22 protein-coding genes and 1 tRNA gene are annotated in these 24191 nt (G+C 39.4%); 13 read left to right on the top strand and 10 right to left on the bottom strand.

From position 1 onward, the window contains the following. Positions 1–23 precede the first annotated feature (23 nt). The 4 genes from hemE to hemA all read right to left on the bottom strand — a co-directional run bounded on the left by hemE (position 24) and on the right by hemA (position 4502). On the bottom strand, positions 24–1082 hold the full coding sequence (gene hemE, locus ACH3O9_RS06525; RefSeq protein ID WP_416445480.1) for a uroporphyrinogen decarboxylase: 1059 nt from the start codon (positions 1080–1082) through the stop codon (positions 24–26). An 85-nt stretch (positions 1083–1167) separates the two neighbouring features. Then, positions 1168–2217 (bottom strand): DUF559 domain-containing protein, encoded by a 1050-nt coding sequence (locus ACH3O9_RS06520; RefSeq protein ID WP_416445478.1) that lies wholly within the window; start codon positions 2215–2217, stop codon positions 1168–1170. 96 nt (positions 2218–2313) lie between these two features. Beyond that, positions 2314–3234 (bottom strand): hydroxymethylbilane synthase, encoded by a 921-nt coding sequence (gene hemC, locus ACH3O9_RS06515; RefSeq protein ID WP_416445476.1) that lies wholly within the window; start codon positions 3232–3234, stop codon positions 2314–2316. Between the two features lie 2 nt (positions 3235–3236). Then, the gene (hemA, locus tag ACH3O9_RS06510; protein WP_416445474.1) at positions 3237–4502 is read right to left on the bottom strand and encodes a glutamyl-tRNA reductase; all 1266 of its coding nucleotides are present in this window, start codon (positions 4500–4502) and stop codon (positions 3237–3239) included. 188 nt (positions 4503–4690) lie between these two features. Here hemA and ACH3O9_RS06505 point away from each other — a divergent pair, with 188 nt between their 5' ends. The 10 genes from ACH3O9_RS06505 (at position 4691) to ACH3O9_RS06460 (ending at position 16099) form a co-directional block, all read left to right on the top strand. Beyond that, complete coding sequence (locus ACH3O9_RS06505) at positions 4691–5581, top strand: helix-turn-helix domain-containing protein (protein ID WP_416445472.1); 891 nt, start codon at positions 4691–4693, stop codon at positions 5579–5581. 92 nt (positions 5582–5673) lie between these two features. Then, positions 5674–6714, top strand: a complete 1041-nt coding sequence (gene hemH / locus ACH3O9_RS06500; protein ID WP_416445470.1) for a ferrochelatase — start codon at positions 5674–5676, stop codon at positions 6712–6714. 114 nt (positions 6715–6828) lie between these two features. Beyond that, on the top strand, positions 6829–7119 hold the full coding sequence (locus ACH3O9_RS06495) for a nucleotidyltransferase family protein (RefSeq protein WP_416445468.1): 291 nt from the start codon (positions 6829–6831) through the stop codon (positions 7117–7119). Then, the gene (locus ACH3O9_RS06490) at positions 7119–7478 is read left to right on the top strand and encodes a DUF86 domain-containing protein (protein WP_416445466.1); all 360 of its coding nucleotides are present in this window, start codon (positions 7119–7121) and stop codon (positions 7476–7478) included. The genes ACH3O9_RS06495 and ACH3O9_RS06490 overlap by 1 nt, the downstream gene beginning before the upstream one ends. Continuing rightward, positions 7462–8817, top strand: a complete 1356-nt coding sequence (locus ACH3O9_RS06485) for an MATE family efflux transporter (protein ID WP_416445464.1) — start codon at positions 7462–7464, stop codon at positions 8815–8817. Before ACH3O9_RS06490 ends, ACH3O9_RS06485 begins: the two co-directional genes overlap by 17 nt. Positions 8818–8866: 49 nt before the next feature. After that, the gene (locus ACH3O9_RS06480; protein ID WP_416445462.1) at positions 8867–11971 is read left to right on the top strand and encodes a VPS10 domain-containing protein; all 3105 of its coding nucleotides are present in this window, start codon (positions 8867–8869) and stop codon (positions 11969–11971) included. Positions 11972–12063: 92 nt separating this feature from the next. Next, on the top strand, positions 12064–12612 hold the full coding sequence (locus ACH3O9_RS06475) for a CopD family protein (protein ID WP_416445460.1): 549 nt from the start codon (positions 12064–12066) through the stop codon (positions 12610–12612). Positions 12613–12642: 30 nt separating this feature from the next. Then, positions 12643–14106, top strand: a complete 1464-nt coding sequence (locus tag ACH3O9_RS06470; protein ID WP_416445458.1) for an ATP-binding protein — start codon at positions 12643–12645, stop codon at positions 14104–14106. A 33-nt stretch (positions 14107–14139) separates the two neighbouring features. Beyond that, positions 14140–14922: an enoyl-CoA hydratase/isomerase family protein gene (locus tag ACH3O9_RS06465; protein ID WP_416445456.1), complete on the top strand. Its 783-nt coding sequence runs from the start codon at positions 14140–14142 to the stop codon at positions 14920–14922. A 103-nt stretch (positions 14923–15025) separates the two neighbouring features. After that, positions 15026–16099, top strand: a complete 1074-nt coding sequence (locus ACH3O9_RS06460; RefSeq protein WP_416445454.1) for a PA0069 family radical SAM protein — start codon at positions 15026–15028, stop codon at positions 16097–16099. Here the strand turns inward: ACH3O9_RS06460 and ACH3O9_RS06455 are convergent. The 3 genes from ACH3O9_RS06455 to ACH3O9_RS06445 all read right to left on the bottom strand — a co-directional run bounded on the left by ACH3O9_RS06455 (position 16096) and on the right by ACH3O9_RS06445 (position 19074). After that, the gene (locus tag ACH3O9_RS06455) at positions 16096–16773 is read right to left on the bottom strand and encodes an HD domain-containing protein (protein WP_416445452.1); all 678 of its coding nucleotides are present in this window, start codon (positions 16771–16773) and stop codon (positions 16096–16098) included. The genes ACH3O9_RS06460 and ACH3O9_RS06455 overlap by 4 nt on opposite strands. Further along, positions 16770–17552, bottom strand: coding sequence for a lysophospholipid acyltransferase family protein (locus ACH3O9_RS06450; protein WP_416445450.1), 783 nt, complete (start codon positions 17550–17552; stop codon positions 16770–16772). The genes ACH3O9_RS06455 and ACH3O9_RS06450 overlap by 4 nt, the downstream gene beginning before the upstream one ends. A gap of 190 nt (positions 17553–17742) precedes the next feature. Then, the gene (locus ACH3O9_RS06445) at positions 17743–19074 is read right to left on the bottom strand and encodes a M20/M25/M40 family metallo-hydrolase (RefSeq protein ID WP_416445448.1); all 1332 of its coding nucleotides are present in this window, start codon (positions 19072–19074) and stop codon (positions 17743–17745) included. Positions 19075–19225: 151 nt separating this feature from the next. Here ACH3O9_RS06445 and ACH3O9_RS06440 point away from each other — a divergent pair, with 151 nt between their 5' ends. Then, entirely contained in the window at positions 19226–19579 is a 354-nt protein-coding gene (locus ACH3O9_RS06440) for a hypothetical protein (protein WP_416445446.1), read from the top strand. Here the strand turns inward: ACH3O9_RS06440 and ACH3O9_RS06435 are convergent. Then, positions 19548–20279, bottom strand: coding sequence for a TVP38/TMEM64 family protein (locus ACH3O9_RS06435; protein WP_416445444.1), 732 nt, complete (start codon positions 20277–20279; stop codon positions 19548–19550). The genes ACH3O9_RS06440 and ACH3O9_RS06435 overlap by 32 nt on opposite strands. Before the next feature lie 123 nt (positions 20280–20402). Here ACH3O9_RS06435 and ACH3O9_RS06430 point away from each other — a divergent pair, with 123 nt between their 5' ends. Further along, a complete protein-coding gene (locus tag ACH3O9_RS06430; RefSeq protein ID WP_416445442.1) occupies positions 20403–21377 on the top strand; it encodes an HNH endonuclease in 975 nt (324 codons plus the stop codon). A gap of 153 nt (positions 21378–21530) precedes the next feature. Here the strand turns inward: ACH3O9_RS06430 and ACH3O9_RS06425 are convergent. Both ACH3O9_RS06425 and rseP read right to left on the bottom strand, forming a co-directional pair. Next, positions 21531–21604: transfer RNA gene (locus tag ACH3O9_RS06425), tRNA-Asn, on the bottom strand. 389 nt (positions 21605–21993) lie between these two features. After that, on the bottom strand, positions 21994–23313 hold the full coding sequence (gene rseP, locus ACH3O9_RS06420) for an RIP metalloprotease RseP (RefSeq protein ID WP_416445440.1): 1320 nt from the start codon (positions 23311–23313) through the stop codon (positions 21994–21996). Positions 23314–23469: 156 nt separating this feature from the next. On the opposite strand from rseP, the gene ACH3O9_RS06415 reads away from it, so the two are divergent. Continuing rightward, complete coding sequence (locus ACH3O9_RS06415; protein ID WP_416445438.1) at positions 23470–24159, top strand: SCO family protein; 690 nt, start codon at positions 23470–23472, stop codon at positions 24157–24159. Positions 24160–24191 lie beyond the last annotated feature (32 nt).

Raw genomic sequence — 24191 nt, 5'->3', positions numbered from 1 at the left:
CGATTTTAGCCGTTGCCAGATCATTAATCTTGTTTGTATTCTTTCACTGCATCGATAAACGCTTTTGCATTTTCCAGCGGAATATTAGGTAAAATGCCATGACCCAAATTCACGATATAGCGGTCTTTACCAAACTCATTGATCATTTGATGCACCATTTTTTTAATCTCGCTCGGGGGCGAAAGCAACCTTGAGGGATCAAAATTTCCCTGAAGCGTAATTTCTCCACCAGTAAGGTAACGCGCATTACGTGCACTGCATGTCCAGTCAATTCCCAGAGCTGAAGCGCCGCTTTTTGCCATTTCGCCCAGAGCGAACCAGCAACCTTTACCAAATGCGATCACGGGTGCTTCGTCTTTTAAAGCGTCAATAATCTGCTGAATATATTTCCAACTAAATTCCTGATAATCTGTAGGCGATAGCATGCCACCCCAGCTATCAAAAACCTGCACCGCATTTACGCCGGCTTTTACTTTTTCCTTTAAATAAAGAATTGTGGTATCTGTAATTCTTTGCAGCAATATGTGAGCAGCTTGTGGTTGGGTGAAGCAAAATTCTTTTGCCTTATCAAAATTCTTAGAGCCTTTTCCCTGCACACAATAGCATAGAATCGTCCATGGCGAACCAGCAAAACCTATTAACGGAACTTCATTATCAAGTTTTTCTTTAGTCATTTTTATCGCTTCCATCACATAACCCAGCGTATCGTGAATGTCTGGTACGATCACACGATCAAGATCTGAAGGTTTACGTATAGGCTCTGGCAACCACGGGCCTTCACCTGGTTTCATCTCAACATGAATATTCATCGCCTGCGGAATCACAAGTATATCGCTGAACAAAATCGCGGCATCCATCCCGTAACGGCGTATGGGCTGTACGGTGATCTCACTGGCAAGTTCTGGTGTCTGGCAGCGCGTAAAAAAATCATATTTCGCTTTAAGCTCCATGAATTCAGGTAAATAACGTCCTGCCTGACGCATCATCCATACCGGCGGGCGCTCTACTGTTTCACCTTTTAGGGCTTTTAAAAAGAGATCGTTTTTTATTTTTTGTGGCACTTGTTGCACTGTTTTTTCCATGTTCTTTCAATCAATTTGAGACCAACCTTTGAGACCTACAAGGAAGCCTGCGGCCATACCTTGCAGGTCTGCATTCTCATGCTTTCTAATTATTTTTAAAAACTTTTACTGCTCTTGCAATTACGCTTTCAACTGATGTGGAGTTAGCGATTTCTATATGTTGAGTATGTTTTTTGGCTTCTGTGGCGGTTGTGTTTCCTATGCATACGGCGAGGCTTTCGCCAAATTTATTATGGGTCGCAAAGCTCTGCACACCACTTGGACTAAAAAATAAAATACCATCAAAGTTTTGGCGAAATTGTTTAGTGTTCAAGCTGGTTTTGTAAACTTCAATCTCGGTTAATTCTACGTTTGAATCGGCTAAAATTTGTGGAAGTTCGTTTCTCCTTTTATTTCCTGTGAAAAAGTAAAACGACTGGCTTTTATACGATTTTGCTATTTTTTCGCCCAATTTTGAAGCATTTTCCCCGATTTCGACGACTTTTAAGCCGTTTTTTTCGAGGAGTTCTTTTGTTTTTTCCCCTACGCAGAAGGCCCTCACCCCCAGCCCCTCTCCCACCAGAGAGGGGAGTTTTGCTGATTGCTTCAAATATGCGTTGACAGCATTTTGACTGGTGAAAATAGCGTTTTTGAGTTCGTGAGGAATTTCAAAAGGAATACTTTCAGTCTTTATCGCATCGTATTCAACAAAAGATAAACCCGCATTAAGAATGAGTTCTTTTTGATTGGGTTTCAGTTTTTTTGTTGAAAGGAGAGTAATGCCCTCACCCCGACTCTCTCCCAACGGAGAGGGAGTTTGTTTTGCATCTAAAATAGATTTGAATATTTCATCCTGATTGTCGAAAACAGCTTCATTTTTAAAGCGTAAAGTTCTGTAGCCTAAAAGCTGTAAATGACGATCTCTTAATTCGTCTTTTTCCCTTTGCTCAGGATCATTATGATAGCCACCATCGAGTTCAATTATAAGATTCAGTTCTTTACAATAGAAGTCAACTATATAATCTTTAAGGGGATGTTGGCGACGAAACTTAAGATTTTCAAATTTTCGATTACGCAATAACTCCCAAAGCTCTTTTTCGGCTTCTGTTTGCTCTTGTCTGAGCAATCTTGCGAGTTTGGTTTTGGTAATCTTCAATTTGAAATCTTTTATTAGCTCAATTTGTATTACGCCCCTCTCCATTTCTGCATCCGACCAGCTTTCGCGAGAGGAATGCAAGGGCGGGGGTGAGGATTATATTTGGGATTTTATCTCTGCCATTAATTCACGACCGCCGTTTTCCAAGATCACAACTGCACATTTTCTTCCAAAATGGTAGTTTTTGTTGAGGTCGATTGTTTTTTCTACTTCGATTTTACGCTTTCCGTCAAGGCTAAAAAGCGCACCTTTAAAATGTATGGTTTGATCTTTTATTTCGGCCAAAGCACCAATTGGGGCGGTACAACCACCTTCAAGTTCGCGTAAAAATTCACGTTCTACTGTAGTTGCAATTTCTGAAGCGTGATGGTTTAATTTGCCGCAGGCATCACGAGAAAATTGATCGTTTTCCATCGCGGCGATTACCATTGCTCCTTGCGCAGGAGCGGGAATCATCCAGTTAAGAATGATATTATTTTCGGGCTTGAGATTTATTCTTTCTAATCCCGCTTTCGCGAAAATTGCACCCGTCCAGTTATTGTCCTGTAATTTCTGTAGTCGCGTGTTTACGTTTCCTCTTAAATCGGTTAAAGTATGATGTGGGTAACGATGCAGCCATTGTGCTTTTCTACGTAAGCTTCCTGTTGCAATCGTGCAGTTTTTAGCTAAATCTTCTCTCAGATTTTCACCTGATTTATGAACCAGAATATCTTCGCTGGGAGCGCGCTCAAGAACTGCCGCTTGCACAATGCCTTTTGGCAGCTGCGTTGGCACATCTTTCATAGAGTGAACTGCGATATCAATATCGCCATTTATCATAGCAATATCGAGTGTTTTAGTAAAAATACCTGTTATGCCAAATTCGTACAGCGGTTGGTCAAGAATAAGATCGCCTGTAGATTTTACCGGCGTTAGTTCGGTTTTAAAACCTAAAGCTTCCAGTTTATCTTTTACGGTATTAGCCTGCCAAAGCGCCAGTTGACTGTCGCGTGTGCCTATGCGTATGATCTTGCTCAAGACTAATGTTTTTGAAGTTTAAACACTTGTTGAATAAGCGCCAGGCTCTCAGCTTGTGGCACTGCTTCATCTTTTAAGTGTTTAGCAAATTGAGTAGTTATTTTCTGAATAATGCGCTCGCTAATAATTTCCGCTTGCTCTTCATTAAAATCTACAAGCTTGCGACGCTGGTTGTCAATTTCGGCCAGTTTAAGATCAGAAAGTTTACTTTTTAAAGCTTTAATCGTAGGTGCAAATTGTCTCGCCTGCAGCCACTCGTAGAATTCGGCTTGAATTTCTGCGTTTATAGCCCGAGCTTTTGGCACCTGTTCTTTGCGGCGGTTTAAAGTCTCGTCTGTCATTTTAGACAATTGATCAAGATGAACAAGCGTGACGCCGGGAACCTGCTTAACATTCTCATCTACATTTTTAGGAATAGAAAGATCGAGAATAAGAAGCGGTTTTTTAATATATAAAAGCTCTTTTGAAATCGTGGGTTTGTGCGCTCCGGTTGCAACGATCAGCACATCTGCCTGAGCGATCTCTGCCTGAATATTTGCGTAATCTTCAACAATAAGGTTGAATTTTCCGGCAATTTTTTCAGCTTTATCTTTTGTGCGATTTATAAGGGTAATATGGTCGTTTTTTGTGTGTTTTATGAGGTTTTCACAGGTGTTTCGACCGATTTTTCCCGTACCGAAAAGCAATATTTTCTTTTCAGAAACATAAGGAACTCGAGCAAGAATATATTGTACCGAAGCAAAACTCACAGAAGTGGCTCCGCTTGAAATATTGGTTTCATTTTTAATGCGCTTACTGGATTGTATCACCGCATTAATAAGTCGCTCCATAAAAGGATTGACCAATTTTAATTTTTTAGAACGCTTGAATCCTGCTTTTAACTGACTTATAATCTCAAAATCTCCTAAGATCTGACTGTCTAGGCCTGTACCAACTTTAAAAAGGTGATCAACGGCTTCCTCATTTTTGTAAGAATAACAAACGCTGTTAAACTCGCTTATCGTACCCTGCGTATGCTCGCAAAGTAACTCAACAAGTTCTTCAGGTTTGTGGGCAAAACCATAAAGTTCTGTGCGATTACAAGTAGAAATAATGGTGAGACCGGCAATTCCCTTTTCCTGCGCTTTTAAAAGTATGCGCTCTTGTGTGGGAGTGTCTACACTAAAATGACCTCTTATCTCGGCATCTGCTTTTAGGTAACTAAGACCTATTGCATAAAAATCGCCGGAGTAGGAAGGATAAAAATGTCGCTTGCCGTTTGTGCTCATAATCAAGAGTGCAAATGTATACTCACCATATTACATAAAGTAACGCTAGAGGTATGATTTTTAACGATAGCCGAATTTTGGGCTCTATTTTTTCTCATAATCTTGGAAATAGCCTAATTTAGTATCGTTCTAAGAAATTGATGTTAGCTTCAATTTAGACGTAATCTAAATAAAAACCTTAAAAGAAAGTGAGCGCACCACAGGAAAGTATCGCTAGAAGTTTATATGAAGAAACTACTATTGAAGAAGGTTTTTCTATACTTAAATTTAATAACGAAGAAAGTGAGGCACAACATGTACAGAGAGAGGTAGATAGCACCTATATTCAGTTTCATTTTTGTGCGAAAGGCTCTGCTGTTTTCAATTTTAATACAGGGAATTATACGCTTCCGCTTCAGGAAGAAAATTCGTTGCTTTTGTACAATCCGCAGCGGGATTTACCTATGGATGTTGAAATAAATGCAGGATCGTGGATTATTTCGATCTTAATTTCCATAAAAAAATTCCATTCTCTTTTTTCAAACGAGGCTAACTATATCACATTTTTAAGTGGTGAGAACAAGGATCGTAAGTATTATAAAGATGGAAGCATTTCGCCATCTATGGCAATCGTGCTTAACCAGTTAATGAACTACAATCTGCACGCTTCGATAAAACCACTTTATTTTAAAGGGAAAGCTTACGAGTTACTCAGTTTATACTTTAATCGCCCGGAAGATGTAGATGTTGAGCAATGCCCATTTCTGGTAGATGAAGAAAATGTGGCAAAAATAAAAAAAGCAAAAACAATCATACTTAATCGCATGGCAGAACCGCCTTCTTTGCAGGAATTGGCAGATGAGATCGGGTTGAGTATTAATAAACTTAAGGAAGGTTTTAAGCAGATTTATGGTGATTCTGTGTATAGTTTTCTGTTTGATTATAAAATGGAAGTTGCCAGGCAACTTTTGGCGACAGGATCACATAATGTAAATGAAGTGGGTTTAAAAGTGGGATATAGTACCGCCAGTCATTTTATAGCTGCATTTAAAAAACAATATGGCACAACGCCAAAAAAATATATTCAGTCATTGACCTAGTTAAAATTTAATTGCGGCATTGACAAATCTTATTAAACCAGATGATAGAATTTAACAATATCATTTAGTTTTGCAATAGAAAAAATTGAACAATGAAAAAAGGCGTATTGCTTGTTAATCTGGGCTCCCCGGATAGTACAAACCCCAAAGACGTAAAAAAATATCTAGGTGAATTTTTAATGGATGAGCGGGTGATAGATCTGCCTAACTGGGCCCGAACTATTCTCGTAAAAGGAATCATTTTAAACACCAGACCTAAACAATCTGCCGCAGCGTATTCTAAGATTTGGTGGGAAGAAGGTTCACCACTTATCGTATTATCTGAAAGATTACAGGCAAAAGTGCAACAGAAAGTTGATGTTCCCGTTAGTCTTGCCATGCGTTATGGAACTCCAAATATTAAATCAGGTCTTGACGAACTTAATGCGCAAGGAGTAGATGAGGTTTTGATTATTCCGTTGTATCCTCAGTTTGCTATGGCTACCACAGAAACTATTCTCGTTTTGGCAGAGGAATTAAGAAAAGAGCACTTTCCGCATATGAAATTCTCAAATCTCCCTCCTTTTTATAACAAACCTGAATATGTTGAGGTTTTGGCGAAAAGTATAGGAGAAAAGCTGGAGAATCTTGATTACGAAAAGTTGGTTTTTAGTTATCACGGTGTCCCGGAAAGACATATTCGCAAAAGCGATGTCACTAAAAGTCATTGTAAAATAGACGGAACTTGTTGTCAGTCACCATCAGCGGCACATCAGTTTTGTTATAGACATCAATGTTATGAAACCACGCGACAGGTTGCAGAAGCATTAAACCTGGAAGAAGGTACTTACTTTACTTCATTTCAATCCCGATTAGGTTTTGACCCCTGGTTGCAACCGTATACAGATCGCACCATCGAGCGTTTTGGTAAAGAAGGCATTAAAAAAATGGCAATTGTAACTCCGGCTTTTGTTAGTGATTGCTTAGAAACACTCGAGGAAATCGCGATGGAAGGTGAAGAGATCTTTCACGAAGTAGGAGGGAAAGAGTTTTCTGTTATACCTTGCTTAAATGACCGTGACGACTGGACTCATGTTATGGCAACCTGGATCAATGACTGGGCGATAGTAGAGCCTGCAAAAGCAATCGCTTAATTATATTAAAGGCTCTTCTAAAAGTAGAATTTCAGGTTTGGCTTAAACTGGAAAAAGTTACTCTGTTTTATTACGGCTATGAATTATCTTTACTAGAATTAATATATGGTTTTTATGCTTGATCAAAAAGAGATACTAGAAAAACTTAAGAGTCTGAAGCCATATTTATTTAAGGAATTCGGTGTAAGTGAAATAGGTGTTTTTGGGTCGGTTGCGCGCAATGAATCTACTGAATCTAGTGATATTGATATTTTGGTAAATTTCGAAAGACCTTTAGGTTGGAAATTCTTTTCGCTTCAGCTTTATCTCGAGCAAATTTTCCAAAGAAAAATAGACCTTGTTACCAAAGATGGCATAAAGGAACAGCTTAAAAAAGATATTCTTACCCATGTAAATTACATTTAATGCGGAAAAATGACCAGCGTAATTCTCTAATGTATTTACAAGATATGCATTTGGCAATGCGTAAAATCATTCAGTATTTAGAAGGTTATATTTATGAAAGTTTTGTAGAAGATGAGCGCACCGTAGATGCTGTTATCAGAAATTTTGAAATCATAGGAGAAGCCTCAAAAAATATTCCGGCTCGTATAAAATCTGAATATCCTGAATTACCATGGGCTGAAATGTATGCTTTAAGAAATCAAGCCAGTCACGCTTACTTCAATATGATTCCAAAAATTATTTGGGAAATAGCTACTAATAATCTTCCGCAGAATATTAAAATCGTTGAAAACATAATTTCAGTTGAAAGAGATAAATAAATCTGATGCTTTAGGCATTGAACCCATAAGTACGCTACTTGTAAAACAGGCGGTACCCTCGTCAATTGGTATTTTAGTGATGTCTCTCAATATTCTGGTAGACACAATTTTTGTGGGCAACTGGATAGGTTCTATTGCTATTGCCGCAATCAATGTGGTGCTTCCGGTTTCTTTTTTTATCGCGGCTTTGGGTATGGCGATTGGGATAGGAGGTTCTTCTATAATTTCCCGTGCTTTGGGAAGCGGAGATAAAGAGCGCGCTTTAAAAACATTTGGTAATCAAGTCACAATTACCTTTCTCTTAACGAGTATAATGGTGATCTTCGGGCTGATTTTTATCAATGATATCATTCCGGCGTTTGGTGGGAAAGGTGATATTTTTGAACCTGCCAAAATCTATTACCGTATCGTTCTGTATGGTGTGCCTATTTTGGCTTTTGCCATGATGGGAAATAATGTGATACGGGCAGAAGGCAATCCTAAATTTGCCATGATCGCCATGATAATTCCTTCAGTGGGAAATCTTATTCTTGATTATATTCTTATCAATCTTCTGGATATGGGAATGGAAGGCGCGGCCTGGGCTACTACTATTTCTTATGTGTTTTGTTTCGGTTATATTTTGTGGTATTTCCTGAGTAAGAATTCGCAGTTAAAAATCAATTTTGGGCATTTTGGGCTTGATATGCCTATTCTTAAGGAAATGTCTGCTCTCGGTTTTGTAACACTCGCTCGTCAGGCTGTTGTAAGTACCACTTATTTATTGATGAACAATATTCTGTACAATCTGGGAGGCGAATCTTCAGTAACTGTATATGCGATAATCGGGCGTATGCTCATGTTTGCATTATTCCCTGTTTTAGGCGTCACACAGGGATTTTTGCCTATTGCAGGCTATAATTACGGAGCAGAAAATTTTGCCCGCGTTCGCGAAAGCATCAACAAAGCTATTTTATATGCGGGTGGAGTAGCGCTTATTGTTTTTATTCTAATCATGATCTTCCCGGAATCTATCGTAAAGGTTTTTACAACCGACGCTAGCGTAATACGCGATACACCGGCGGCGATGCGCTGGGTGTTTTCTGCAATTCCCATAATTGGGATTCAGCTTATTGGTTCTGCCTATTTTCAGGCGATAGGAAAGGCAGTTCCGGCTCTATTACTTACACTTACCAGACAAGGTTTTTTCTTTATTCCACTGGTTTTAATTCTGCCCCAATTTTTTGGTGAAACCGGGGTTTGGGTTTCTTTCCCGCTGGCAGATGTGCTTTCAACGATTATTACTGCTTACTTTTTAAATCGGGAAATAAGATTAAAATTAAAACCGGAGGTGGCTTAATACGTAGGAATGCGTATTTTAGTTTGCGTTAAACGTCTAAACCTCTCGTATGCGCAAATTATTACTTAGCTTAGTTCTTATTGCACTAAGTACATCTTCTTGTTTACTTTCTGCCCAAAATTTTGACAAATCTCTTTATGGTGCTTTAGAATACAGGCTTATTGGTCCGTTTCGTGGTGGGCGAAGTGCGGCAGTTACTGGTGTTCCCGGTGAGCCTAATCTCTTTTACTTTGGCGCAACGGGCGGTGGCGTCTGGCGCACAAAAACCGGTGGTAGTGAATGGGAAAATATTTCTGATGGCTTTTTTGGCGGAAGCATAGGTGCTGTTTCTGTGGCGGCCAGTGATCATAATGTAATTTACGTAGGCGGTGGTGAACAAACCCTGCGAGGGAATGTTTCTTCAGGTTACGGTGCTTACAAATCTGAAGATGCCGGAAAAACCTGGACGCATATTGGTCTTGATAACAGTAGACATATTCCAAGAATACGCATTCACCCTACAAACCCTGATATCGCTTATGCAGCAGTTTTAGGTGATATTTATAAACCAACACGAGATCGCGGAGTTTATAAAACTACAGATGGCGGAAAAACATGGAACAAAATGCTTTTTGCCAATGAAAATGCAGGAGCTGTAGATCTGATTCTTGATCCTAATAATCCAAGAGTTTTGTACGCTTCAACCTGGAATGCCCGTCGTACTCCTTATAGTTTAAGCAGTGGTGGCGAAGGCTCAGCTTTGTGGAAAAGTACAGATAGCGGTGCAAACTGGACAGAAATCTCTAAAAAGAAAGGCTTTCCTACCGACACTTTAGGAATTATAGGAGTAGCAGTTTCGCCGGTAGATTCAGAACGTGTTTGGGCAATCGTAGAAAATAAGGATAAAGGTGGTTTATACCGAAGCGATGACGGGGGAGATAGCTGGAAACTGGTTAATGACGATCGCTCTTTACGTCAGCGTGCCTGGTATTATACAAGAGTTTATGCTGATACAGAAGATGAAGATGTTGTTTACGTGCTTAATGTAAGCTATCATAAAAGTACTGATGGCGGTGTAACTTTTGAAGGTGCAAATGCCCCACACGGTGATCATCATGATCTATGGATTTCACCAGAGAATTCGCAGCGCATGATCATGGGAGATGACGGAGGCGCACAGATAACTTACGATGGTGGTGAGACATGGAGCACATATCACAATCAGCCCACAGCACAGTTTTACAGAATAGAGACAGATAGTGCATTTCCATATCGTATTTATGCAGCTCAGCAGGATAATACTACAGTGAGAATTCCGCATAGAACTTCAGGTTACAGCATAACCGAAGATGACTGGGAAAGTACAGCAGGAGGAGAATCTGCGTGGATCGCGGTTGACCCTGAAAACCCTGAGATTGTTTATGGCGGTAGTTATGACGGCTTTTTAACTCGTGTAAATCATGAGACAGAAACAGTGCGTTCTGTTTCTGTCTGGCCGGATAATCCTATGGGCCACGGAGCTGAGGATATGAAATACCGCTTTCAGTGGAATTTCCCAATCATATTTTCACGTCACGATCCCAATGTGCTTTACACTTTTTCTAACCATGTGCATAAAACAACAAATGAGGGTCAGAGTTGGGAATTGTTAAGTCCTGATTTAACCCGAAATGATCCTGAAAAATTAAAATCTTCAGGTGGACCAATAACGCAAGACAACACTTCGGTTGAATATTACGGAACGATTTTCACTGCAAATGAAAGTCCGTTGAAAGAAGGATTGCTTTGGGTGGGAAGTGACGACGGATTAGTGCATGTTACAAAAGATGGAGGTAAGAATTGGGAAAATGTTACTCCGAAAGGAATGCCCGAGTGGATGATGATAAACAGCATAGAACCCAGTTATTTTAATGAAGGTACATGCTATATCGCAGGAACTAAATATAAGGAAGGAGATTATGCACCATACTTGTACAAAACCACAGATTATGGTAAAACCTGGAAGAAAATAACAAACGGAATAGGAGCAGAGCATTTCACCCGTGTAATTAGAGAAGACCCTAAACAGGAAGGTTTACTCTATGCTGGTACAGAAACGGGGATGTACATTTCATTTGATGATGGTGCAAACTGGAGAGCTTTTCAGTTAAATCTTCCTATTGTTCCTATTACAGATTTGGCCATTAAAAATGATAATCTAATTGTCGCTACCCAAGGACGCAGCCTATGGATTATAGATGATCTTACTATGTTGCGACAATTATACAAACAGGATAAAGATGTAAATAAACCTGTTCTTTTTAAACCTATGGACACCTATCGCATGGAAGGTGGAAGCAGAAAAGGATTAACAGATGCAGGTACAAATCATCCCGCAGGAGTGATGACGTATTTCTATTTGCCAAAATATGAAGAGAAAAAAGATAGTGTTTCGATTACTTATTTTGATGCTAAAAATGACACGATCAAATCTTACAGCACAAAGAGCAAGGATAATAACCTTGAAGTGAAAGAAGGGGCAAATGAGTTCAATTGGGATATGACCTATGAAGGAGCAGAGCGACTTCCCGGCATGATCTTATGGTGGGCCAGTACAGACGGGCCAAAGCAAATACCGGGGACATATCAGGTAAAACTTAATGTAAATGGGACAGATTATTCTCAATCTTATACCGTTTTGGCAGATCCTCGGGCTGAGGCTTCAAAAGAAGATATGCAGGCGCAGTTTGATTTTATAACCGATGTCAACAAAACCGTTGATCACGCTCACAAAAGCATCAAAAAGATAAGAAATATCGATAAACAACTCAAGGATTTTCAAGAGCAATATAAGGACGATAAGAAAACAGATTCTTTACGCCTAAAAGCGAAAAAATTACAGGAACAATTAGGTGAAATAGAAAAGGCACTTTATCAAACGCAAAATAAAAGCGGACAAGATCCTTTGAATTTTCCTATAAAACTAACCAACAAACTGGCGCATTTAAACAGTTTGGTGAGTATGGGCGATTTTGCACCTACAGAGCAGGATATTGCGGTGAAAAATGAACTTTCTCAAAAGATAAATGCAGAGCTGACTAAATTTGACCAACTTATGTCTGATGAGGTTTCAGAATTTAACAAGCAGTTTAATGAACTGGATCTTAATTATCTGTTTGTAGAAGAAGATAAATAAGCTTTCGCGAAAGCGAGTTTAAGACGGCAGAGGTAGCGGGTTTACATAATTGAATTTGCTACCTTTGTTTTTAGATCAAAATCCCGAAATTCTTGCAATATTACCTGTATTTTAAGTCCCTGCACCTGATTTTTATAGTGACCTGGTTTGCCGGTTTATTTTATATGCCACGGCTATTTATCTACCAGATCGAGGCTTCAGAAAAACCCGAACCGGAAAGTGGTATTTTAGGAAAACAGTTGGCACTAATGGCAAAGCGCCTTTGGTTTATTATAACCTGGCCATCTATGGTTTTGGCGACACTTTTCGCTTTAATAATGCTCTATTTAAATCCGGTGTTGGTACAAGTTCCATGGATGCAGATCAAGCTGGGTTTTGTGGTTCTGCTTTTTGCTTATCATTTTAAAAACCACCAGATATTTAAGCAGTTGCAACGGGGTGAAGTGAATTATACCTCAAAATTTATGCGTATCTGGAATGAAGGGGCGACCTTAATTCTTTTCGCCGTTATATTTCTCGCTATTACAAAAAGTGCTGTGAACTGGCTGTATGGTTTATTTGGCCTTGTAGGGCTGGCGATACTTTTAATGTTGGGTATTCGGCTTTATAAACGCATACGCGATAAAAATCCTGAGGCGTAACGGCGCAATTTTTGATTAACTTCCTGCTTAATGAAAACAAACAAGCTTTCTTTACGCACACGCATATTTTTCACGATGATCCTGCTCATTTTGGGAGCATCTATTCTTATAGGTATTCTGGCGGTAATACAATACAAAGAAGAGGCAGAAGAATATCATTCTGACCGTTTGTTGCGTAAGGAAGATCAAATACGTGACGAGATCAGTTATGTGCTAGACAGAACTTCATTCGAGGTAATTACTTCAAAAATCCCAATAATTCTTCGTGAGAATAGCGATATCTACCGTATTGCAGATGTACACAAACTCCCTATAAAAGTTTATGATCTTGACGGCAATCTGCTGGTAAGTTCTAAAGAAGGATTCGTTGCTGACACTTCAGATTCTCAAGTAGGAGAAAGCGTTTTAAGTGGCTTGGCAAATTCCGCAGGAAAGCGTTGGGTAGTTCATATGGAAAAAGATGGGGTTAAATACCAGTCTTCTTATACCTACATTAATGATAACCAGTTTAAACCACTGGCTATTATGAACCTGCCCTATATTCAGGATGATGATTTTATAACCCGTGAACTTGATGAGTTCTTACGCCGCTTGGCAGAGGGTTATCTTTTTATGTTGTTGATCGCCATAGGCCTGTCTTATTTTCTGTCTCGTTACATTACTAAAAGTCTTAAGACCATAAGTGATAAAATGATCGAGACGCGCATTGATAAGCGTAACCAGCGTATAAATATAGACGATGCCAGTGAGGAGATAAGCAATCTGGTTAAAGCATATAATCTGATGATAGATGAACTGGAATCGAGTGCAGCAAAACTGGCTCAGGGAGAGCGCGAACAAGCTTGGCGCGAAATGGCAAAACAGGTTGCTCATGAGATTAAAAACCCGTTGACGCCTATGCGATTGACAGTGCAGAGCTTTCAGCAGCGATTTGACCCTGAAGATCCACAAATAAAACAAAAACTCAATGAATATAGCGATACGCTTATACAGCAGATAGATACGATGAGTTCTATCGCTTCGGCGTTCTCTAATTTCGCTAAAATGCCCGCGCAGCAAAATGAAACGCTCAATGTTGTTTTTGTTACCAAACTTGCTTTAGATATTTTTAACGAGCATTACATCAGTTTTGCAGCAGACAGAAATGAGATTATCGCAAAATTTGATCGTACTCAGCTTATTCGCGTGGTTACAAATTTGGTTAAAAATGCCATACAGGCAACAGAAGGTGTTGCGCAGCCGCAAATACGCGTTGAGGTAAAGACAGATGAAGATAAGGTTTGCATACTCGTTATAGACAATGGTTCCGGTATTTCAGAAGAGAATATGAATCGAGTATTTGAACCCAAATTTACTACCAAATCCAGTGGTATGGGCCTTGGCCTGGCCATGGTAAAAAACATTGTTGAATCCTGTAAAGGAAGCATTACCTTTACATCACGCGTGGGAAAAGGCACTGTTTTCAAGGTTTCTTTTCCTAAAGTTGAAATATAATCTTCCAGTACTTTAACCCATAAAACGACCTGCATGTCTTTCCAAAATTTACAATATCAAGAAGAAGACAATTTTGTTTTAATCACAATCGATAGACCTAAAAAGCTCAATGCGCTCAATAAAGAGACTATTCAGGAGCTGCATGACGCTTTCGCGAAAGCTGATAATGACCCGGAAACCCGCTTTATTATTTTAACCGGAAGCGGAGAAAAAGCTTTTGTTGCAGGAGCAGACATAAGTGAATTTTCAGATTTTAATACAGATCAGGGAAGTGCATTAGCGCAAGAAGGGCAAGAACTTCTTTTCGATTTTGTAGAAAATCTGGGTACGCCGGTAATAGCTGCAATTAATGGTTTTGCCTTAGGTGGCGGACTAGAATTAGCTATGGCGGCGCATTTTCGCATAGCGAGTGATAACGCAAAAATGGGTCTGCCTGAAGTATCTCTTGGTTTGATACCGGGATATGGCGGTACACAAAGATTGCCGCAATTAGTAGGCAAGGGTAGAGCGATGGAAATGATCTTCACCGCAGCAATGATAGATGCCAATCAGGCCTTGCAATATGGACTTATAAATCATGTTACCGCACAAGAAGGTCTCATCCCTCTCGCAGAAAAAATAGGAGCTAAGATAACTGCAAATTCTGGCGTTGCGATAAAAGCGGCTATTGAGGCAATAAATGCCGGTTTTGGTGCCAAAAAGGAAGGTTTTTCAAAAGAAATAGAAGCTTTTGGTAACTCTTTTGGTACAGCAGATTTTAAAGAAGGAACATCAGCCTTTCTTGAGAAAAGAAAAGCAGATTTTCCCGGAGAGTAATCAATGCGTGGCGCAATCCTGATTCCATAATTAATCCTTTTATAATCAAATTATTTAAATTGTAAAAATTCCATATATTCGGAATATTTCCTAATTTTACAATATGGAGAAGAGGGATCATATTATGGGAAGAGGAGCTCAAAAGCATGTGAATAACAGGTTTTTTGAACATTCTCATGAGATGCGGGATGACTTTCTCAACTTTTGCGAGCAGGAGGGAGAGGAGCCTGAAAATCAAAGAACTTTATATCTCGATACATTTCCTAAGACCATTGTAAACAAAGTTGAAAGCCCTGATGTAGGGATGGGTTTTTCGCTTAATCCGTATCAGGGTTGTGAGCATGGCTGTGTGTATTGTTATGCGCGTAACTCTCATGAGTATTGGGGTTATGATGCCGGGCTGGATTTTGAGAGCAGAATTCTCGTAAAGAGAAATGCTGTTGGGTTACTTGAGAAAAAGATATCTTCTAAAAGCTGGAAAGCTTACCCTATTGTTTTGTCTGGAAACACAGACTGTTATCAGCCTATTGAGAAAAAGCTGGAAATTACCCGCAAATTATTGCAATTAATGCTCAAATATCGCCACCCGGCGGGGATTATTACAAAGAACGCTCTGGTCACGCGTGATCTGGATATTCTTAAAGAGTTAGCTGCAGACAATCTTATTCAGGTAAATATTTCTATTACTTCACTAAGCGAAGAAACCAGAAGGTTGCTTGAACCGCGAACAGCAACAATAAAAAAGCGATTTGACGCAGTAGAAAAGCTTTCAAAAAATGGAATTCCTGTGCGTGTTATGGCTGCGCCTATAATTCCGGGAATAAACAGCCACGAGATCTTGCCGCTTGTAAAAAGGGCTGCAGACTGCGGTGCCCAGGCTGCAGGATATACTGTGGTAAGACTGAACGGTGCGATTGCGGGAATTTTTGAAGACTGGATACGCAAAGCTTTACCAGACAGAGCAGAAAAGGTGTTGCATCAAATAGCCGAATGTCATAATGGAAAATTAAACGACTCCCAGTTTGGTCGCAGAATGCGTGGCTCAGGTGAATTTGCAGAACAGATTAGGATACAAATTGAGCTTGCGCGAAAAAAATACATGGCTGGCCGAACAATACCGCCACTAAATACAGAACTCCATGAACAATTTAAAGACGGGCAGCTTAAACTGTTCTAAACCTTCCCATTCCACTCTGCGTAAAACTGATCAAGATAAAGCTGCATAAATTCGTGCCTTTTCTTAGCGAGTCGCTTTCCGGTTTCTGTGTTCATTTTATCCTTTAGCAGCAGTAGTTTTTCGTAAAAATGATTAAGGGTAGGCGCGGTAGATTTTTTGTATTCATCTGGCTTCATATTTAAATTGGGTTTTATTTCAGGATCGTAAAGTTTCCTGTTTTTAAACCCACCATAATTAAAAGTACGGGCGATACCAATGGCGCCTATTGCGTCTAGCCTGTCTGCATCCTGCACCACGGCAAGCTCCAGAGAATGAAAATCTTTAACGGTGTTTCCGCCTTTAAAAGAGATATTCTTAATGATCTGCACCACATGATCTACAACCTGACTGTCTGCATTGTTCTTAATGAGAAAAGCAGTAGCCACACGAGGCCCTACTGTTTCATCGCCACTGTAAAATTTTGAATCTGCTATATCGTGTAGCAAAGCCCCAAGAGCAACAATAAGACCGTTTACTTTTTCGCCTTGAGCTATAAGCAGTGCATTGTTATAAACACGCTCTGTATGAAACCAATCGTGGCCGCCTTCTGCATCTGCAAGGGTTTGCTTTACAAAATCTCGTGTTTTATTTATTAGATACAGATCTTCTGCAGAAAATTGTAATGTGCTTATCATGCATCTTTAGGTTTTATAGGTGTGGGACCGGTTTTGCGATGCCTCATGGTGGGAAAGTCTGCCAAGACAATATCCTGCACTTTCTTAACGAGTTCTTCTGGTGGTAAACTGGAAACAGGTATAGGCTCGTGCACCGTGTGAGAAACTTTAACCCCAATATCAAGCGGGAAAGCACCATAGCGCATCAACTTCCACGAATTGTGAATGGTCAAAGGCACCACGATCGCATTGGGCATAAATTTGAATAAGGTTGAAAGTCCGCCGGGAGCAAACTCGCGTGGTATACCATCTTTGCTGCGCGTTCCTTCTGGGAAAATAACCACAGAATGGTGCTCTTTATTAACGGTTTCGGTGATTTTTTTAATGGCGCGAATAGACTGGCCTTTGTCTTTTCTGTCAATAAGAGCAGAGCCGCCGTGGCGTAAATTGTATGAAATACTCGGGATGCCTTTTCCTAATTCCTTTTTACTTATGAATTTAGGATGCAGCCGGCGCATGTACCAAACTATGGGCGGAATATCATATTGCCCCTGGTGATTAGAAACTATTATGATAGGTTGATCTTGGGTTATTGTATACTGATTATTATAGGTAAATGTTGTGCCCAGCAGATTAAGACTACGCAGCAGAAAGAAATTGAGATAATCTACACTCTTTTTGTGTGCCTGGTAGCCAAACAAATTAAAGCACACCCACTGTATGGGATGAAATATCACCAAAGCAAGGCCAAAAGTTAAATAGAATATAACGCTTAACGGGTAAGCCAATATTTTTTTCATAAGGCTAAAATAGGATAACTAAAATGATTATCAAAAATCGGGTTTTAGGGCAGTAAAATCGCTATTTTATGTTGAATTTTCAACGCAGAACAGTTGAAATTAGGAATTTCTATCCTGCTAGATTTATTATCTGGTGGAAATAAGTTTAAAAAGAACTATTTGATTCTGCGATAGAATCGCTTAAGCTAAATTACGACTGGGGTCTTTTTTCATTAATCAGTCTGTAGATAAGAATTGCGGTACGTTTTGTAAGTGCCTCTATTGTGTTAAGGTTTACTGTTTCTGCCGGAGTATGAGCGCCACGTCCCATTGTTCCCAGACCATCAAGACAGGCCAGGTATTGAGCAACAAAAGAAATATCTGCTGCACCACGTTTACCAGGATCATAAGCTTCTACTGCTGGCTGACCCAAATCCTGACTTACCTGATCAAGTTTATGCAGGAGTTCATAATTGGCATCAGTGGGGCCCATTGCGGGGTAGCTGTCTGTAAAAGTGATCTTAGCACTGGTCTGCGGAAGATTATTTGCTACAATTTCGCGCATTTTATTTCTAGCTCTTTCTTTTTGCTCTTCAGATATAAATCGTAGTCCGCCATCTGCATAGGCGGTTTGTGCAACAACATTGCTCTTGCCAAAAACCTCGCCTCGGCTTTTTTCGGCATCAATATTTAATGTTGTTCCGCCTAGCATCATTCCCGGGTTAAAGGTTAAAAGGTCTTCACCTTTCACTTCTGTATAGAATTGATATAGAATACGTGCTAGTTCAAAATTTGCTCCTGCGCCGGTGTACTCATTAAAAATCCCTGAAGAGTGTGCCCGTTTTCCTGTGACTTCAACCTTCCAGCCTGAAGAACCACGTCTGGCCACCGTTGCTTTATCATACCCGGTTGAGGTCTCAAAACATAAAGCAACATCGCTTCTTTTTGCAGCATCAACCAGTGGTTTGCGACTAATACTTATAGGTTTTCCTGCGCTTTCTTCATCACCATTTAACGCAACAGTGATCTGGGCATCATCAAGCAATCCTGCTTCACGCAGAGCTTTTAGTGCATAGAGAATGATCACATCACCTCCTTTCATATCATTTGCTCCGGGGCCTTTTGCAACGCTGTCGTTTACAGGTTCAAATTTCTGAAACTCGCTGTGTTCTTCAAAAACGGTATCGAGATGACCTATTAGCAGGATTCTTTTACCGGTATCACCATTAATAGTAGCAAAAAGGTGACCTGCGCGATTCATTTCTGTTGGCATATCGATCCATTCTGTGGTGAAGCCTATTTCGCTTAAAGCGTTATCATACAATCTTCCGGTTTCACGTACTCCTTGCGGGTTCATAGTACCGCTGTTTACATTAACAACCGTTTCCAGAAATTTGATAGCATCGAGGTTGTTTTTTTCGACCTGAGCGACGATTTTACGTTCTTTTTTGCTGATTTTTTGAGCATAAGAAGAGGTGCTAAAAATTAACAGAAACGCGAGGAGACAAAGGCTTGAGTACTTTAGTTTTAAAGGGAAGGTCATGTATTTAATTTTTCTAAATATACAAAAGTGAAGCTTGATCTTAACACGGCAAAATGAACCGGTTTGTGTGTTAATTTGTAAGAATAGGGGGAATTTCCCCTTGCTTATCGCGAAAAAGTACAAGTATTTTGCGGCAACCAATAACCAATTTATGAAAGCTAAGAAAATCTGGCTTTGGGCCTCGATCTTTATGGGGGTTAATGTGCTCGCTTTCTGTGTAAACAGTTTTGATATTACGCCCAGATTCACCACCTCTGAGGGCGATAACAAGTATGAGGTTTACCTGTTAACCGACTCTAGTGAGGCTACAGCAGCCACAATTGAAAACCGAGCTTTAGCGAAAATAGATCTGTGGCCTTTTGTTTGCTACTACTGTAAATCTTCTAATTCACAAGATAATTACGTGGTCACTTTTAGGGGTGTTTTTGCCGATTTTGGCCTTACAGAGTTCGTTTTTTACACTTTCATTATTGTTATGATCTCTGCTTTTCTTTTTCTGTGGTAGATGTGTTTGTATTTCTTCTCTTGTCCCACCAGACGTAGGCTATGAAAACCAGTAGACTTACTAGTGAGCCCCATAGGAGCCCGCTTTTTAATTGATCTGTGCTTCGACCAATTATAGCGATAAACAACGTGAGCGGTGCGATACCTACCAGAGTGGCAAGAATAAACTTCCAATATCCCATTTTTAAAATTCCTGCGGCAAAACTTATTGCGTCATTAGATAAAAACGGATTTATACGCGTAATAATCACCGCCCAAAAACCATAATTTTCTAAGAATTTTTCGATTTTTTGATTGGTTTTTTGTCCTATTATTTGGTTTACTATATAATCACCAAAATATCGCCCAATGAAATAACCCACGCTGGAAGCACTGAAGACAGCTGCCAGAATAATCAGACTTCCCCACACCGGGCCGTAAGCTAATATCGCCACCACCATGAGTAATAATGAGGGAATCACAATAAGGAACATCTGTAAGATCATAGCGATAACTATAACGACGGGCCCCAGCCAGCCAAAGCCCTGAACCCATGTTTTTATGCGAGCTTCGTCATCGCTGGTAAGTACATTCCAGGCTTCTGTAAAAAAATGATTTACAGCCGGAATAAAAAAGTAGCTAAGCACAAGCGCCGCTACCAGAACAATTGAAATATATAAGGGGAGATTACTTTTTGAAGCTGTTTTTTCTGTTTTTGCCATTTGTAATTATGTGTTCGGCATAGTTTACAAAATAAAACAGGTTTAGGGTGTGAAAGGAATTGTAAAAGATAGGTTACTTAAAAGATGGAATTAATATTTATATTGAGACAATAAATGCACTCTGTGGATAAAGACCTTTTTGATAAATATATACATCAGCTTAGAACACTTAACCGTGGCTATAATAAGGGGTTTGGCCGCGCTCCTCATAAACCAATTCTGCTGCTAGCGATAATAGAATTGGTAAGTAAAGGAATAATTTCTTCTAACAGAATTTTTATTAGCAGCGATCTAATTCTGTCCTTTCGAGATATTTTTCAAAAGTTGGTGACTACGGGTCATAAGGCCAATTTCGCTCTGCCTTTTTTCCATATGCGAAGTGAACCCTTTTGGTATTTAATTAATAAACCCGGAATGGCTATTCCTATGACTGCATCAAGTAGTATCAAAAGCTTTAAAAAGTTAGAAGAAACTATTGCTTTTGCAGAAATTGACAGGGAGCTATTCAATTTATTTGTACAAGAATCAAGTAGGAATGTTATTATTCAATTTCTTCTTCAGGAATATTTTAATAAAAGTGAATTACAGAGCGTATACGAGAGTAGTACAGAAATAGTGATACGGAATGAAATACTGAATGAGCCCACGGAGGTTTATCAGCAACAAATTATAGCGCTAAAGGGAACTATGAGTAAAGATAATTTTCAAGAAGAAATTTTTATTCGCGGTGGAATTTTTAAGAAAACAGTTCCTCAAATTTACAATTATACCTGTTGTATTTCCGGGATGAAGATCATGTCAAATTCATCTGCTCAAATGATTGATGCATGTCATATCATCCCATTTAGTATTTCTAATGACGACACTATTCCTAATGGATTGAGTCTGTCGCCTAACTTGCACCGAGCATTTGATCGAGGTCTTATTACAATAAACAAAGATTATGTTGTACGAGTTTCGAGATCTGTAGAAGAGAATGATTCAGTTTATTCACTTTCACAATTTGATGGTAAACAAATTAATTTACCAACTTCAGAAAAATGGTATCCTTCCCCTGAAGCTTTAATTTGGCATAATAAAGAAGTTTATATTATATAAAGGAACTACTCAAAAACAAAAAAGCCTCAACTTTTAAAGTTAAGGCTTAATCTGCTCCCCCTCTTAGTCTTCCTTCGGCTCATTCCTCGCTCAGGATAAACTTCTCGCCATAAAACAAAAAAGCCCAACCTAATTAAAGATTGGACTTTGAAGCTCCCCCTCTTGGGCTCGAACCAAGGACCCTTTGATTAACAGTCAAATGCTCTAACCAACTGAGCTAAGGAGGAATATATTTTTTTATGTTTTGCTTATTAAATCAAATCGATCTGTTGGTAATCTTATTTGATACAGATTTTAAAGCTGTGCTTTTTTCTGTAAGCGGATGCAAATATACCCAAATTTTAATACTGTCAAAACTAAAATTAAAAAATATTTGCCGCTCTTATTTTTTAGCTTCTTTTTACAAGTGAAGCAGCCTTTTATTCAGGTTTGTTTTTTATTAGTTGAAGCCGCTCCAGCAGAGTTTTTGCGCGCTCACTTGTTGCTGTAGAAAGTGTTTGGATCGCAGCTTGCATTTTTGTTTTCTTTTTAATTGTAAAAATAAAAAAAGCCCCTGAGAACAGGAGCTTTAAGTGACCACAAGAAAAGAGGTCTATTTTGAAATATCGTTAGTAGGCTACTTAAATAGCCATCTATAAATATCGTTTCCGTTTGCGAAAAGGACCAGAGCTATAAGTAAAAAGAAACCGGCCATTTGTGCGTATTCTAAGAATTTATCGCTTGGCTTTCTTCCGGTGATAATCTCATATAACAAGAACATGACATGACCACCGTCGAGTGCGGGAATTGGTAAAATGTTCATGAAAGCCAGAATTATAGAAATAAGGGCAGTTGTTTCCCAGAAAGATAGCCAGTTCCAGGTATTAGGGAATAAGCTGGCGATAGCGCCAAAACCACCTACCTGAGTGGCACCTTTTTTCGTGAAAACGTATTTAAACTGCGCTACATAATCATGCAGCACCCAATAGCCATAGCTCACACCTGCAGGTATGCTCTCGTAGAAGCTATAGTCTGTATGCTTATAACTGTAGCCTACTTCAGGATAAACACCAAAAACATGATCTTCACCTACCCTGATGTCAGTCTGTTGGGCGTTTCCATTTCTGTTGTAAGTAACACTAAAATCTTTTTTATCTGGATTATCCAGCTTTATTTGCTGAAACTGATTCCATGTGCTTATTTGCTCACCGTCTACTGCTGTGATCACATCGCCATGTTGCAGACCTCCTTCTGCCGCTGGAGTACCGGGGACAATACTGTCTAAAACGGGTTTTATAATTGGTGAAAAAGGAGCCACGACACCGTCTTCAAACATCTTGCTGCCAATATCTTCTGGTATGCTAATGGTTTCTGTGCTTCCGTCTGGGTGCTGAACTGTAACATTCTGAACATCGCGGAGCATTAGAAAACGGTTTATTTGTACGCTGTTTTCAAACTCCTTACCGTTAACTTCAAGTATCTGGTCCCCGTCCTGGAAACCATACTGCTTAAAGCTTTCGGCCACAGCCAGACCATCTGGCAACTGGTCTGGTCCTGATACATCTTTACCGTAGTATGCGATTATAAGAATGTAAATAAGGCAACCCAGAATAATATTTACGGTTACGCCACCTATCATTACAATTAGTCGTTGCCATGCCGGTTTGCTTCTAAATTCCCATGGTTTAGGCTCTTCTGCCATCTGCTCCTTGTCCATGCTTTCATCAATCATTCCGGCAATTTTCACATAACCACCCAGAGGTAACCAGCCAATACCGTAAACGGTCTCGCCAATTTTTTTCTTGAACAATGAGAATTTAACATCAAAGAAAAGGTAGAATTTTTCTACGCGTATTCCAAAAAGACGAGCTGGTACAAAGTGACCAAACTCATGTAATATGATAAGTATAGAGAGACTTAAAAAAAGTTGTATTCCTTTAACAAAAAATGGATCCATCTGCGGGGTTTTAACTCAAAAGTGCACAAAAGTAACCTTTTCCTTGGCTATACAAAAGAAATACGGCTTGTCGCTCTGTCAATTAGTAAGTTTTTAGCTATATGCTATGCCTAGCTGCGATTCACATTGTAATTTTGCAATCCCAAAAGGAAAGGTATGTTACACTTTTTTGCTAAGTACAAGAAGTTTGCCATAGTGATGGCGATACTCTCTGCCATTATACTTTATTGTATTTATACATTATTAAAACCACCGCCCAGTCTCCCGGTTTATCAACCTACTATGGTTGCTGCAGACCTGGTAGATACTACGGTCCAGGATGTGAAAAAATACCATAGAATAGCCGATTTTCAATTGGTTAACCAAAATGGAGACACTGTTACCCAAGAAGATTATGCCGGTAAAATTTATGTGGCAGATTTCTTTTTTACAACTTGCCAGACAATTTGCCCTATCATGACAGATCACATGAAGCAGATACAGGAAGAGCTTAAAAATGATGATCAGGTAAAATTATTGTCGCATACGGTTATCCCGGAAACTGATACTGTAGCGCAATTAAAGCGTTATGCCATAGAAAAAGGAGTAGATGATAGCAAGTGGAATCTTGTTACAGGTCCTAAAAAGGATATTTACGACCTGGCGCGAAAAAGTTATCTGGCGGTGAAAACCACTGGTGACGGTGGTAAATATGATATGATACATACAGAGAACTTTATGCTTATAGATCCTGAAAAGAGAATAAGAGGGTTTTATGACGGTACAGATCCTGATGCGATTGACAAATTACTTGATGATATTGAGACTTTAAAGAAGATTGAAGCGCGCAGAAATAAAGCTGATTAACGTGTTATTGCCGGTTTAAGTCAATTTTATGC

This window comes from Leeuwenhoekiella sp. A16, assembly GCF_047946675.1.
Lineage (GTDB): Bacteria > Bacteroidota > Bacteroidia > Flavobacteriales > Flavobacteriaceae > Leeuwenhoekiella.
This window is presented reverse-complemented; position numbering and strand designations above follow the sequence as displayed.

Bases quoted from the DNA above. Each gene is read 5' to 3' on its own strand.
- ACH3O9_RS06450 (WP_416445450.1), bottom strand. From the start codon at position 17,552: ATGAAAAAAATATTGGCTTACCCGTTAAGCGTTATATTCTATTTAACT.
- ACH3O9_RS06470 (WP_416445458.1), top strand. From the start codon at position 12,643: ATGAAAACAAACAAGCTTTCTTTACGCACACGCATATTTTTCACGATG.
- rseP (WP_416445440.1), bottom strand. From the start codon at position 23,313: ATGGATCCATTTTTTGTTAAAGGAATACAACTTTTTTTAAGTCTCTCT.
- ACH3O9_RS06445 (WP_416445448.1), bottom strand. From the start codon at position 19,074: ATGACCTTCCCTTTAAAACTAAAGTACTCAAGCCTTTGTCTCCTCGCG.
- ACH3O9_RS06490 (WP_416445466.1), top strand. From the start codon at position 7,119: ATGCGGAAAAATGACCAGCGTAATTCTCTAATGTATTTACAAGATATG.
- ACH3O9_RS06415 (WP_416445438.1), top strand. From the start codon at position 23,470: ATGTTACACTTTTTTGCTAAGTACAAGAAGTTTGCCATAGTGATGGCG.
- ACH3O9_RS06465 (WP_416445456.1), top strand. From the start codon at position 14,140: ATGTCTTTCCAAAATTTACAATATCAAGAAGAAGACAATTTTGTTTTA.
- ACH3O9_RS06480 (WP_416445462.1), top strand. From the start codon at position 8,867: ATGCGCAAATTATTACTTAGCTTAGTTCTTATTGCACTAAGTACATCT.
- ACH3O9_RS06455 (WP_416445452.1), bottom strand. From the start codon at position 16,773: ATGATAAGCACATTACAATTTTCTGCAGAAGATCTGTATCTAATAAAT.
- hemH (WP_416445470.1), top strand. From the start codon at position 5,674: ATGAAAAAAGGCGTATTGCTTGTTAATCTGGGCTCCCCGGATAGTACA.
- ACH3O9_RS06435 (WP_416445444.1), bottom strand. From the start codon at position 20,279: ATGGCAAAAACAGAAAAAACAGCTTCAAAAAGTAATCTCCCCTTATAT.
- ACH3O9_RS06440 (WP_416445446.1), top strand. From the start codon at position 19,226: ATGAAAGCTAAGAAAATCTGGCTTTGGGCCTCGATCTTTATGGGGGTT.
- ACH3O9_RS06495 (WP_416445468.1), top strand. From the start codon at position 6,829: ATGCTTGATCAAAAAGAGATACTAGAAAAACTTAAGAGTCTGAAGCCA.
- ACH3O9_RS06460 (WP_416445454.1), top strand. From the start codon at position 15,026: ATGGAGAAGAGGGATCATATTATGGGAAGAGGAGCTCAAAAGCATGTG.
- hemA (WP_416445474.1), bottom strand. From the start codon at position 4,502: ATGAGCACAAACGGCAAGCGACATTTTTATCCTTCCTACTCCGGCGAT.
- hemE (WP_416445480.1), bottom strand. From the start codon at position 1,082: ATGGAAAAAACAGTGCAACAAGTGCCACAAAAAATAAAAAACGATCTC.